The 13,325-nt window shown below is 28.4% G+C and carries 10 protein-coding genes and 1 pseudogene; 3 read left to right on the forward strand and 8 right to left on the reverse strand.

The genetic code is table 11. The features are described from left to right. Window positions 1-18: 18 nt before the first annotated feature. On the reverse strand, window positions 19-3,933 hold the full coding sequence (locus CSPA_RS18035; RefSeq protein ID WP_015393791.1) for a non-ribosomal peptide synthetase: 3,915 nt from the start codon (window positions 3,931-3,933) through the stop codon (window positions 19-21). A 1,457-nt stretch (window positions 3,934-5,390) separates the two neighbouring features. On the opposite strand from CSPA_RS18035, the gene CSPA_RS18040 reads away from it, so the two are divergent. Continuing rightward, entirely contained in the window at window positions 5,391-6,437 is a 1,047-nt protein-coding gene (locus CSPA_RS18040) for a hypothetical protein (RefSeq protein WP_015393792.1), read from the forward strand. A 723-nt stretch (window positions 6,438-7,160) separates the two neighbouring features. On the opposite strand, the gene adhE is transcribed toward CSPA_RS18040, so the two are convergent. Next, a complete protein-coding gene (gene adhE, locus CSPA_RS18045; protein WP_015393793.1) occupies window positions 7,161-9,749 on the reverse strand; it encodes a bifunctional acetaldehyde-CoA/alcohol dehydrogenase in 2,589 nt (862 codons plus the stop codon). Between the two features lie 430 nt (window positions 9,750-10,179). Here adhE and CSPA_RS30620 point away from each other — a divergent pair. Next, a pseudogene (locus CSPA_RS30620) lies at window positions 10,180-10,329 on the forward strand (sigma-70 family RNA polymerase sigma factor); the annotation flags it as partial. Window positions 10,330-10,411: 82 nt separating this feature from the next. On the opposite strand, the gene CSPA_RS18050 reads toward CSPA_RS30620, so the two are convergent. The 3 genes from CSPA_RS18050 to CSPA_RS29810 form a co-directional block, all read right to left on the reverse strand. Next, window positions 10,412-10,981, reverse strand: coding sequence for an ATPase (locus CSPA_RS18050; RefSeq protein WP_015393794.1), 570 nt, complete (start codon window positions 10,979-10,981; stop codon window positions 10,412-10,414). Continuing rightward, window positions 10,981-11,160, reverse strand: coding sequence for a hypothetical protein (locus CSPA_RS18055; protein ID WP_015393795.1), 180 nt, complete (start codon window positions 11,158-11,160; stop codon window positions 10,981-10,983). Before CSPA_RS18055 ends, CSPA_RS18050 begins: the two co-directional genes overlap by 1 nt. Window positions 11,161-11,286: 126 nt before the next feature. Then, a complete protein-coding gene (locus CSPA_RS29810; protein ID WP_158399836.1) occupies window positions 11,287-11,448 on the reverse strand; it encodes a hypothetical protein in 162 nt (53 codons plus the stop codon). Between CSPA_RS29810 and CSPA_RS29240 the strand changes: the two genes are divergently transcribed. Next, window positions 11,369-11,539 (forward strand): DUF2922 domain-containing protein, encoded by a 171-nt coding sequence (locus tag CSPA_RS29240; protein ID WP_085953969.1) that lies wholly within the window; start codon window positions 11,369-11,371, stop codon window positions 11,537-11,539. The genes CSPA_RS29810 and CSPA_RS29240 overlap by 80 nt on opposite strands. Before the next feature lie 272 nt (window positions 11,540-11,811). On the opposite strand, the gene CSPA_RS18060 is transcribed toward CSPA_RS29240, so the two are convergent. From CSPA_RS18060 to CSPA_RS18070, 3 genes are read right to left on the reverse strand one after another with little or no spacing between them, the layout of a single operon-like run. Further along, on the reverse strand, window positions 11,812-12,264 hold the full coding sequence (locus CSPA_RS18060) for a hypothetical protein (protein ID WP_015393796.1): 453 nt from the start codon (window positions 12,262-12,264) through the stop codon (window positions 11,812-11,814). 58 nt (window positions 12,265-12,322) lie between these two features. Next, on the reverse strand, window positions 12,323-12,694 hold the full coding sequence (locus CSPA_RS18065; RefSeq protein WP_015393797.1) for a hypothetical protein: 372 nt from the start codon (window positions 12,692-12,694) through the stop codon (window positions 12,323-12,325). Between the two features lie 45 nt (window positions 12,695-12,739). Further along, window positions 12,740-13,285, reverse strand: coding sequence for a hypothetical protein (locus tag CSPA_RS18070; RefSeq protein ID WP_015393798.1), 546 nt, complete (start codon window positions 13,283-13,285; stop codon window positions 12,740-12,742). Window positions 13,286-13,325: the final 40 nt, after the last annotated feature.

Below are 13,325 nucleotides of genomic sequence, written 5' to 3' on the forward strand. Positions count from 1 at the left end.
TTTATTATTTAAATAAATTTAATTTATTTCACTTATTAGAATATTAGATAACTCATCAACACGATTTTTAACAAAATAATGTGTTGCGCCCTTCATAATTAAATATCTTGTATTTTCTGCAAACTCAGACCACCTCCATACTTCATTAGTAAAATACTTTGTTATAGGATCATTAGTTCCAGTAATAACACTCATATTTTTAATTTTATAGTCAATATTTTTATTTTGAATTTCCTCAAAATATCTCATTGCTTCATTTCCATCATGCCTAAACCATGTTAAAACTTTACTAACTGTTTCTGGATTTATGTCTTCTTCTAATCCACCAATTTTCTTTATGAATTTCAAAGTCCTATTATCTTTTAAATAATAATATTTAATAAGTTTTCTGCTTAACTTCCCTCTTATGTTTTTTGAGAAAAATGGAAAACTAGCCGCCATAAATACTCGTTCTATATTTTTTTCTCTCTTATTCAATTGCCTTGCCACTTCATAAGTCAATGCACATCCAACACAATGTCCATAAAGTATAATTCTACCTTGAACATATTTAATTATATCTTCAGTAATGATTTTTGCCATTTCTTCTATACTCTTTAAATCATCTTTTGATGCTGTATAATCATGTCCAGACAAACTAATTGAATAAACCGAAAAATCATCTGGCATTTTATCCGCTAAATCTTTATAAATTATAGGTACTCCGCCTCCATAAGGTATGCAAACTATACTTCTACTACTATTTTTATTTTCTTTTAATGGAACAATACATCCACTATCAACTTGCTTTCTAGTATGAACATATTTCATAATCTCTTCTATTGTAGGATAATTATATAAGTCCTGAATTGTTATAGCTTTATACTTACTTACTAATTGTATGCCTTTTAAAGAAGTCCCCCCCAGTTCAAAAAAATCATCTTTAATTCCAATTTGCTTTATGCCTAAAATTTCTTTAAATAACTCTACTAATAACTTTTCTTCTTCTGTTATAGCTTCTACATATTCTCTTTCTTCAAGAACATCTGAAATTTCAGGAAGTGCTTTTCTATCTAATTTTCCATTAGGTGTAAGAGGCAATTGTTCCATATAAATAAATGCTGATGGCACCATATAGGCTGGCATCTTTTCTTTTAAAAGTTTCTTCAATTGTTTTATTTCATAAATAAATTCACTTTCTTTTGTGCAATAAGCTATCAGACATTTATTTCCTCTCTTATCTATACAGTCAATTACTTTTGCTTCTTTAATTTCTGGTAAAATACTCAATTGGTATTCTATTTCACCAAGTTCAATTCTTAATCCATTAATTTTAACTTGAAAATCTACTCTTCCCAAGTACTCAATATTTCCATCTGGTAACCATCTAGCTAAATCTCCAGTCTTATACATTCTTTTATAACCCTGTTTACTATATGGATTATTAATAAATCTTTCTTTTGTTAATTCTTCTTTGTTATAATAACCTACTGACAAACCAACCCCAGATATATAAAGCTCACCTGCTACACCTACTGGTAACATTTTTAAGTCCTTATTTAGTATATACAATTCAATATTATCTATAGGTCGTCCAATAGGAACTATTTTTAAATCAGAATCTTCATCACATTTCCAATATGAAACATCAATTGCAGCTTCAGTTGGACCATATAAATTATATATACTAGCATCAAAATTTTTTAAACACTTGTCTTTTAAATCCACTTTTAGCTCTTCTCCACTGCAAATAATACGTTTTAAGCTTGTACACTCTTCGCTCTTAGGTTCATCTACAAAGATTCTTAACATTGATGGAACAAAATGAATTGTAGTAACTTCTTCTTTTTTTATTATCTCTGCTAAATATTCTGGATTACGATGTCCTCCAGGTTCTGCCATTACTATAGTAGCTCCCATCATAAGCGACCATACAAATTCCCAAACTGACACATCAAAACTGAATGGAGTTTTTTGTAGGATTACATCATGTTCACCAATTTGCAAATTATTTTGCATCCAAACAATACGATTTACTAATGCCTTATGGATATTAATAACACCTTTTGGGCGACCTGTGCTACCGGATGTATAAATCATATATGCCCAATTATCCGATTTTACCTTTCTAATTAGTTCTTCTCTTTTTTCTTGTTCAATAATTTTTAATTTATTATCTAACTCTATAATTTCTATATCTTTATAATCTAATACATTGATAAATTTACTTTGTGTCAGCATAATAGATATTTTTGAATCAGCAATCATGTATTTCAACCGTTCTTCTGGATATTCAGGATCTATTGGAACATATGCTCCTCCTGCTTTATAAATACCCATAATAGCAATAACCATTTCTATAGATCGTTCCATGCATATTCCTACAAGATTATTTGTTCCGATTCCATTTTTTTGTAGATACACTGCTAATTTGTCTGCTATACAATCTAACTCCTTATATGTTAAACTTTTATCTTTAAACTTCACTGCTACATTATCTGGCATTTCCTCAGCCTTTTCTTCGAAAAAATCATGTATGCATTTCTCATTTGGAAATTCCACTTTAGTATTATTAAATACGTCTAATATTTTATTTTGTTCCTCGTCTGTAACTGTCACATAATCAGAAAGTAGTTTATCTGGATACTTATATAATTCTTTTAACAAATTAGCAAACCTATTTAAAATTTCGCTAATTATATCCTCCCTAAATAAATTCCTTTTATAATCAAAGTAAATAATGACATCATCATCCGGTTTGTCCAAATTTTCAACCAAATGTATAACTAAATCCTCTTGTTGATCTCCCTGATTTGTGTAAGTAGTTGTTGTTTTTATATCTCCCATCTTATCCGGATATTTTGTTCGCTGATAAGAAAAAGAAATATTGTATAGTAAGCCATTTTGTTTTATTTTTTCACTTAAATCAAACATTGAATATTTCATATGTCTATAGCAATTAACTAAATTTTTCTTAACTGCTTTTATAATCTCAATAATATTTTTATACTCCCTATCATTTAGAAAAAAAGGCATCATGGTTATATATGCTCCCATTATTTTCTTCGCCTCGCTTACATTTCTTCCGAGTACTGGAAGACCCAATATGAATGAGTCGTTATTATACATTCGATTGGTAATATAAATAGCAGCGATTAAATAATCAAAAACTGAAGTATTATTTTTTTTATTAAATTGAACTATTTCTTCAAATATTTCTTTATTAAGTTTTACACTTAATCTGTTTATACCTTCATTTTTATTATTGCCATTATTTCTACAACTTTCAAAAGCTAAATGTCTTTCTACATTTAACTTTTCCATCCAAAACTTCTCATCTTTTTTACATCTTTCAGATAATTTATATTCCATTTCATCTTTAATCAAATCAAAATACGAATGTTCTAACTTAAATTCTGATTCGCTCTTATTTTGTAAAGTCACATATAAATCTATAAGTCTATTAACTAATATACTAATACTGTAACCATCACTTATGATATGATGTACCTTGAAAAAAGCATAATATTTATTATCAGATACTTTAAAAATAATAGTCTTGAATAATTGCTCATCCAAAGAAATGGGTTCTTCCATATCTCTACTTATATATTTCATAACTTCTTCATCGTTATTTAATTGCTCACAGTAAAAGATTTTATATTCTTTTCTCTCACTAACCTTTTGGTATACTTCCCCATTTTCTTCGAAGAATTTCAGGCAAAATATATCTTGTTCATTTATAATTTTTTCAAATGCTTTTGTAAAAATGCCTATGTCTATCCTTCCATAGTAAGTATTATATCCACCTACATTGAATAATGAACTTTTAGGATTAAGCTTTTGTGTAACCCAAATAGACTTTTGAGTTGAATATAATACACTTTTCTCCTCTGAATTATTTTCTTTTTGTCTCTTAATTAATAATTCTTTCATCTGAATTTCATCATACATATTCTACATCTCCTTAATCAACTCGTTTTTATGCATAAAACCTTAAAATTTATTATAAATATTACTAGTGTTATTTATTGCATACATTCTTCCTCTATGAATCAAATCTAAGTTCAGTTATCTTTATGTTCGTGATATACTTTTTTTGTTTCTTTATAACTATACACGCCTTAACTGATGTAAACTTACTTTTATGTTGCTATAACTAAAAATCTCAATCCAATTGCAACAAACTAATCTATTTTTGTGTTATTCATAATTTTTAGCAGATATAATTGCCTAAATAATAATAAAATAACATTAATATTTTTCAATTAATATATTTCCAACCTTTATTTTAAAAATAATACAATATATTGAAATAAAAGTCAATTTTGAAATATAAATGAAATCGAGTACATAATATGTAAATTAGTATTAATTTAGGACTCCTTTTAGCATATTGTGCTTATAATCTTCAAAAACTCAATATTATTTCACATATTTTCTGATTTTTTCAAATAAATATTTAAAAATTTAGCATGAATCTTAAATATTAATAACTCCAAAATACAAGATTTTATATCTTATAAAAAATCTTTCCATATGTATTAGATAAAACATATCTTTAAAACAATTTATGAATTATTAATTAAGGTCTATATAAGTATCTGATCAAATATACATCTATCAACATCAATATTGTAAGGAAGTACTAATAAATAGAAAAATATATATGCAATTAGTTTTATGTTTTCCTTTATTTGTGCAGCCAAGAGCACATGCTATAAATACTCAAACAAACTTAAATAATGGGAATCAAAAAAATTAGAAATCAAAACACCCCACGAAAAATTCAGATTTTCGTGGGGTTCATTATGTAGGCGAAGCTGTCCCTTTCTCTCAACTATTTCATTATCTAATTTCAGTAAATTTATCACTCACTTATGATATGATTCACTATTCATTATTGTAAAACTCTTTAAATTCCATTTATAAAATCAGATTGACTTCCATTATCGACATTATAAGAATATAATCTTATAATTTATATCATTTTTAGAATAAATAGATTCCGTATTAATTCGTAATTCATTCTCATTAAAATTGCCTTCTTCATATCTTTTTAAGATTTTAAAATATCCTTTTCATTGAATCATAACTTCTATTTCATCACATTTAACTACTTTAAGCCTACTATATAAATATAATTACTTAAATGTAAATATTCATTACTTAATCTACATATACGTCCAAATTTACTTCTTTTATGTTCACATAATGTTTTGTCTCTCTTAATTATTGTAATATAATCATATAAAGCTTTATTTTTCTTATATAGGGTTATATTTATTTGCAATACAATAAATATATAAATATGAAATTAAAACAATAATACTTTTCCTTAAGGAATATTATGTCAAAAGGTCATGAAATATCATGATGCTTAAATTTTTGTGAAATAGGAGGAATATTGGATGAAGTTTCATAAAATAATTTCATTAGTAGCAGCTATGCAGTTATTATTTTCAAGCAATGTTTTCGCAGCAGAAAATAATGACAAATCTGATTTAGCATTTAAAAATGATTCCCTTAAAACTACAATAGAGGATAATATCAAAAAACAGGTAGATGTTTTAAATATGGATGATTTTAGCACTAATGTGCAGTCAAAATTGAAAGATAAATTAAATAAATTTTCTAATTTAAAGACTTTAGCTTCAGCTACTGATCCATACACACCTGATAAGTATGAGCCAAACAATAATTCTGGCGTGGCAACATCAGGTATTAAAAATCAGGTGATTCAAGCAAATCTTAATTCTGCTACCGATGAGGATTGGTATAAAATAGATATAACTCAATCTGATTTAGATGCAAATGGTGGAGTAGCAGCCGCATTATTGACTAATATACCTAATAATTGCGATTATGATTTGTATATATTGCAAATTCTTCCGAATGGACAAATTGCAGGACTACAATCTGTACAAACTGGAAATGCACCTGAAGCAATTTATTTTAACTGTAAACCAGGAACTTATTATGCAGTTGTAGACGCAAAAACTGGGGTAGAAAATAACTTTAGTCAACAAAATTACTCTTTCTATTTTGGAGGCGCATATAAAAGTGGTACAACCGGTTATATGAATTTGGGCATGAAATTTAATTTTGGAAATAAAAACTATGGTAGCAATGGTCCATGGTTGTCTCCATATCAAGAAATAGATTTAAGTAACGCTTCCTTTATCCCTAACCAAGCTCTTATTTCAAAACTGTATATTTCTGATGATAGCAATGGAGCATATTGGATTGGATTTTATAAACTTGTCAATGGAATAGAACAAATGGGAGGATTCCAATCACCATTACCTTTACCAGCAAATCAATATGCTGCAAAAGAATTATATCAAGTTCAAGGTAAAATTACTCGAAGCGATGGTTTTATTTGGCAACCACAAATGAAAATTGATTATCTATATCCTGTAACACTTGATAATCTTCACTTTTTACTTGGTCAATAATAAGTATTACAATTCTGATATATAACCTTATATTAACCATGTAAATAAGTGTGTAATTTATGTTTATATAAAATTTAATGATAATGAATTAGATTTAAAATTATAAGAAATGTATACTATTTTATATTGCGCCACTAATTAAGTTGTACGCATTTTATCCCACAAATACAATAATAGAGATAGTATCTTGGCTCATTTCAATTCTGCCATGTATACTATCTCTATTTTTTCTCTTGATTTTAATGAATAGGCCAAAATATTATATAAATCGCGAGATGGACTGTTATCAATTTCAATAATAGCACCTGGTCTATTGCTTAGGCCTGCTATAGTCCCACCGTCCGGAAACCGTCAGCTGAAAGTCATCTTAAAATAACCACCAAACTATGACGAGCGAACCGAACGAGATACTACGACGCGTAGTATGCGCCACTAGGTACTCAAACAATGTATTAGTCACTAACTCTTACAAAACATTCATTGATTAAAAAGTAAAAAAATCTCCTCTATTTGTAAATTATGATCTGCTTTATCTAATACTTAATAAAGTTTTAAACTTCTTATCTTTCCTCCCATAAAATGTATATCGCTAAATATTATAGCACAAAAAATATGTCGCTTTGCATAACATATAAATATAAAAATTTTAAAATTATACATAAAATTGGGTGAATCTAAAAAGATTCACCCAATTTATTAATATCAATATTCCTCTTAAGTTTCTTATTCAGCTTTATCAAAAACATTTATGAACATTTGCTTGATTTCGCTTATCAATGGATATCTTGGATTTGCCCCAGTACATTGATCATCAAAGGCTTGTTCTGACATTTCATCAAGAGTTGCATAGAATTTCTTTTCTGAAACCCCTGCTTCTTTAATTGTCTTTGGTAAGTTTAGCCTTTCTTTTAATTCATCTATAGCTTTGATTAATAATTCTACTTTTTCTTCTTCTGAATTTCCTCCTAAGTTCAAGTAATCTGCAATTCTAGCATATCTGCTCTTTACATTTGGATATTTATATTGCGGATATGCTGTTTGTTTTAATGGGTTGTCCACCGCATTAAATCTTATAGCTTCATCTATTAATAATGCATTAGCAATTCCATGAGGTATATGATGTTCTGCCCCTAGTTTATGTGCCATAGAGTGACATACACCTAAGAATGCATTAGCAAAAGCCATACCTGCTGTTGTTGATGCATGAGCCATTTTTTCTCTTGCCTTTACGTTAGTCGCTCCATCCTCATATGCTTCAGGTAAATATTTAAATATTAATCTTATGGCTTCTAGTGCTAGTCCATTAGTATATTCTGACGCAAGTACTGATGTATATGCTTCTATACCATGAATCAACGCATCTATTCCAGAAGAAGCTGTTAAACTTTTTGGCATATTCATCATTAACTCTGCATCAACGATTGCCATATCCGGTGTTAATTCATAATCAGCAAGCGGATATTTGATTCCTGATTTCTCATTTGTTATAACTGCAAATGGAGTAACTTCTGAACCTGTACCTGCTGATGTTGGTATTGATACCATCATTGCCTTTTCTCCTAGTTTCGGGAATGGATACAATCTCTTTCTTATATCCATAAATCTCATAGCAAGGTCTTCGAACTTTTCTTCTGGATGTTCATACAATACCCACATGATTTTGGCAGCATCCATTGGTGATCCACCACCAATGGATATAATTGTGTCTGGATTGAAGCTCAACATTTCAGCTACACCTTTTTTAGCTGTGGATAAAGTCGGATCAGGTTCTACTTCTGAAAACACTCTAAAGCTAATTCCTATTTCTTCTAAAACTTTTGTAACATTATCAACATATCCTAGTTCCTCTAATATTTTATCAGTAACTATAAAAGCTTTTTTTCTATTCATTTCTTTTAATTCTCTTAGTGCAAATCCAAGACATCCAAATTTGAAGTAAATTTTTTTAGGAACTTTAAACCAAAGCATATTTTCTCTCCTCTCAGCTACACTTTTAATATTTAAAAGATGTTTAGGTCCAACATTTTCTGAAACAGAATTTCCGCCCCATGAACCGCAACCTAATGTAAATGAAGGAGCTATTTTAAAATTATATAAATCTCCATTTGCCCCATGTGATGCAGGTATGTTTATAAATGTTCTTACAGTCTTCATGGCTCCACCAAACTTAGCTATTTTATCCCTACCTGTTATTGAATTTACATACAATACAGATGTATGTCCAAGTCCGCCCAATTCTAGTAGTACTTTTGCTTTTTCTATGGCATTATCAAAATTCTTTGCCCTATACATTGCAAGTACTGGAGATAATTTTTCATGTGCAAATGGTTCTTCCTCTCCTAAAGATTCAACTTCTCCGATTAAAACTTTTACTGTCTCCGGAACTTTAATTCCTGCCATTTCAGCTATTTTATAAGCTGATTGACCTACAATTTTTCCATTTATGCTTCCGTCTATAAATATTGCTTTTCTAACTTTATCTGCTTCCTCAGGATTAAGTATATATGCTCCTCTTTCTTTAAATTCTCTTCTAACTTCGTTATATATTGAATCTAATGCTATTATTGATTGTTCTGATGCACATATAACTCCGTTATCAAATGTTTTTGAAAGAAGTATTGAATTTACAGCCATTTTAATGTGAGCAGATTCATCAATTATAACCGGAGTATTACCTGGTCCAACACCTAGTGCTGGTTTCCCTGATGAATAGGCCGCTTTAACCATTGATGGTCCGCCAGTTGCTAAAGTTATATCTGCCTCTCTCATTAACTCTTGTGAAAGTTCAACTGAAGGTTCATCTATCCATCCAATAATTCCTTTCGGAGCTCCTGCTTTCACTGCCGCATTAAGAACTATTTTAGCTGCTGCTATAGTACAGTTCTTTGCTCTTGGATGTGGTGATAAAATTATACCGTTTCTAGTTTTTAATGATATCAATGATTTGAATATTGCTGTTGAGGTTGGATTAGTTGTAGGTATAACAGCTGCAACAACTCCTATTGGTTCTGCAACCTTAGTCATACCAAAGGCTTCATCGCTTTCTATAACTCCACAAGTCTTCTCATCCTTGTACTTATTGTATATATACTCTGATGCAAAATGATTTTTAATAACCTTGTCCTCTATAATTCCCATACCAGTCTCTTCTACAGCCATTTTAGCTAAGCTGATTCTATGATGAGCAACTTCGATAGCGGCTTCTCTAAAAATCTCATCTACTTGCTCCTGAGTGAAAGTAGAAAACTCCTTTTGAGCATTTCTTACTTCTTCTAATTTTTTCATTAATTCTTCGATATTTGTCACCTTCATCAGTATTCTCCCCTTTTTAATAATTTGTGTTTATTTTTGGTTTCTAATGGTTAATAATTAGGTTTACGCTCTTATAACACAATTTTATGCATAAAACATTGTTTGTTAAATATCAATCAATATCAACGTTTTAAAAAGAAAAACATAGTTTTTCTCTTCAAAACATATTTATTTATTTCATTCTTCATATAAATCTCATATTGATTGTTAAAGTTTTAACTATTTTACTTATTATGGCGCCTAAACCAATTATAATAAACTGTTCTTTATTTTGCAACAATTTATTAAATATTCTGAAAAATAATTTTATTTCTTCACACAAATTTAGCTCTACTTATAAATTTGCAATATAGCCCTCTACTTCTATCCAAGTAGTTCCAATTATAACAGTTCTATCTTAAAATCAAAGAAATATTAACATTAAGAACTTTTTATTGATGTATATAACAATCTAGACATTCAGCAAAAATGTTATCAATCACTTTTCAAATCTGTTTCTATGTACAATTTAGAAAAGCATAGATTTGTTGCCTATGCTACCAATTCCCTAAAAAATAATATGAATAATTTAATAAAAAAATTTGACGTAACTCAGTTTAGAGACTAAAAATAGAAGCTTATCTGCTGATAAGCTTCTATTTTTTATATTTATTTCTTTAAGTTTATAATTCTTTTAATATTGTACTCGCCCATTTTGGTATAATCTTGTCACGCCAAACCAACTTTCCATTTTTAATATTTATGAGCTGTATAAATTCATTTGTATTATCAAAAATGTTAACTTCATCACAAATATTAATAGCCTCTTTAAGATTTAATAGTGATTCAACGTATCTCTTCTCTATTACTTCATCTGGAATTCCATGACCGCCTTTTGATACCCTAAACCTAACTCTTTCTTTTGCTATATCAGAATTCTCAAGACCTATATAATTCATAACTACAAAAAAGCCATATTCTTGAGCCTTCTTCATATTTTTAATTATACTCTTACCAGATAGAGTAGTTTCTTGGTGAAATGAAATATCATTTTTTATATAATAATCAATCATTTTAACGGCTTCTCTACCAACTCTAATTTGAAGATTATTATCTTTCCAGGAACCAATTCTTTCAACCATTTCATCAGTATTAATTCGCTTTCCTATATAATTTTCATTGAAGAAAACAGATTTATATATTGAGGTTTTTCCTGCACCATTCACACCTGCAAATAAAGTATATCTTTTCATTATACATGCATTTCCTTTATAACTCTTCTTTGTTCTCTTTGAAGTACCAAATTAGCCATATTCATATAAAAATCCTGTTCTTCTTTTGTCTTTGCATTATCAAATAATTCCTTCAACTCTGAATACGAATATTTTAAGAATTGATCATATAAGTTATTATTATCTTTTTTTAATTCCATATAAATTCACCTCATTTATATAACTATCTATAATTTCATCTTTATTAAAATTATAACCCAAAACTATTGTATTTTAAACTCAACTATTAAATTTTAATAACCAGAATCCTCTATTATTAATCTATTTTAATTCTCTAGTGCTTCAAAAAAATTTATATTATCTATGTTTTGATTATAATATGCTTTTCTAACATCATCTGGTAAAAAAATCACTTTAAATATTCCTGGTATTAAAACAGATATTACTAAAGAAGAGATAAATTCACTTATAGACACTATAATTTCCAAGGATGTTTTGTTAACTAATTCTGGCAACTTAATTAAAAAATCAGCCGTTCAAGTTACTCAAGGACAAGTTGTTAAATTTGATGTAACTTAGTTTGGGTATCAAAAACAGAAGCTTATCGGCTGATGAGCTTCTATTATTTATTCATATTCTATTGCCAATTAATCTTTTTCAATTAGTTAATACTTATGTTTTCAATATTACAAATTGAAATTTACCATTCCAGTTAAGAATTTAGATATATTCGTATAAGGAAAGTTCCGTATTGCAGCATAGCTGCTCTTTTTATAAGCGTACAAATTGAAATTTGTTGTATTACTTATCAATTCATCAAACAAGGATTTAACAATAAAGATTCATTTATATCACTCTTTTTTATAGTTTTCAGTCCAAAATTTTTCTTCATTTGTTCCTACACCTTCAGGTACTTGAAATTGGCATTGGCCCATTTCTTGATATTTTACTATTTCTTGAAGCTCAACTAATGCAAGTCGATGAGCAGCTTTTGAAAAAGAATTATCAGAATAATCAACTTCAATGATTTTTACTTTGATATCATAGCCATCGTCACGATATTCTTTGATTTTTAAAGGAACTGTTTTTGAAAAATTATTATTTATATACATATAAATATGACCACTACTAGATCCTAATAGTCTATATACTATATCGGTAGATTTACCGATATAAAAGCAGAATTCTTCATTTCCTTTAATCTTAAAAAATTCATATATACCAACAATATTTTTATTTAATATACCTTCTGGAATAGTAATTCCGCTTTCTTTTGCTATCTTAATTTTTTCCTCATATCTCATTTCTATAATTACTCCTTCAAATTATAATTTGTTATTTACATAGCTTGTACTCTTCAATTCATCCATCATGCCACATATTATACTGTCTATTATAATTAATATTTTCGATGTATTCCCCACGTTTTGACGGAGATGAATAATATTTGAAATGAAGTTCATAAACTTCATCACAGATCTCTGAAAGTAAGGTCTTTGTAGTACAGCGGATAATAATGTCCTTATATGTAAAGTACGATATAATTTCTTCTTTCTTCGAATTCTGAAGAACCCACACCACGTCGTTTCCTGATACAGAAGCGAGAAAATGATTATCTTTAATAACAGGCATAATGTCTTCCCATGTTGCCTGATTATCAAACTCATAGTCTCTGCTGTTATCAAAGCAATCATCACCCATGCATACGCTATTTCTAGTAAAATGTATCATCATAACTAAATCTCCTCTAAATTTGAATTTGTATTCGCCCAAAATCTGTTAATCCCATATTCCATAATTAACTACAAATACTTTTTTGTCTCCTATAATATAACATTCATGATCACCAGCATAACAACCGCCTATTTCAATAATAACTCCATCTTTAAATTCATCTAAAAAATAATTTTGCATCTCTTTACTCATTCCATTAGACGATGTAAACCAAATAAATTCTTTCGAAAACTTATCGTATTTTACAAATCTCATTATTTTTTGCTTATAAGTAAATATATTCTTATAAAATTGCAAATCCATTAACTTTTCTCGTTCTGTTTCTAATATATTAAAAAAATCTAAACTCCATTCTTCCGAGCAGGCACAATCAAATATTTTTGCTTTAATAAAACATTCCTGAATATTATTTTTAATATACTCATAATCGAAATTTAATTCACTTATAATAATTCCAATAGGATATTTATTAAACCAATCCTGATAATTTATTTCTATATTCTTAGTATCCATTTTAATTGCAATATGTTTCAATAATTCATAATCATCAAGTAATTCTTCAATTTTATTCTTTATATATTCTTTATCCATATATTCTACTCATTCCTTTAATCATGACTCATCAATAAAT

The organism is Clostridium saccharoperbutylacetonicum N1-4(HMT), assembly GCF_000340885.1.
Lineage (GTDB): Bacteria > Bacillota > Clostridia > Clostridiales > Clostridiaceae > Clostridium > Clostridium saccharoperbutylacetonicum.

What these genes read in the sequence shown, in the direction of transcription:
- CSPA_RS18040 (WP_015393792.1), top strand. Translation starts at nt 5,391, where the DNA reads ATGAAGTTTCATAAAATAATTTCATTAGTAGCAGCTATGCAGTTATTA.
- CSPA_RS18060 (WP_015393796.1), bottom strand. Translation starts at nt 12,264, where the DNA reads ATGAGATATGAGGAAAAAATTAAGATAGCAAAAGAAAGCGGAATTACT.
- CSPA_RS18055 (WP_015393795.1), bottom strand. Translation starts at nt 11,160, where the DNA reads ATGGAATTAAAAAAAGATAATAATAACTTATATGATCAATTCTTAAAA.
- CSPA_RS18065 (WP_015393797.1), bottom strand. Translation starts at nt 12,694, where the DNA reads ATGATGATACATTTTACTAGAAATAGCGTATGCATGGGTGATGATTGC.
- adhE (WP_015393793.1), bottom strand. Translation starts at nt 9,749, where the DNA reads ATGAAGGTGACAAATATCGAAGAATTAATGAAAAAATTAGAAGAAGTA.
- CSPA_RS18035 (WP_015393791.1), bottom strand. Translation starts at nt 3,933, where the DNA reads ATGTATGATGAAATTCAGATGAAAGAATTATTAATTAAGAGACAAAAA.
- CSPA_RS18050 (WP_015393794.1), bottom strand. Translation starts at nt 10,981, where the DNA reads ATGAAAAGATATACTTTATTTGCAGGTGTGAATGGTGCAGGAAAAACC.
- CSPA_RS18070 (WP_015393798.1), bottom strand. Translation starts at nt 13,285, where the DNA reads ATGGATAAAGAATATATAAAGAATAAAATTGAAGAATTACTTGATGAT.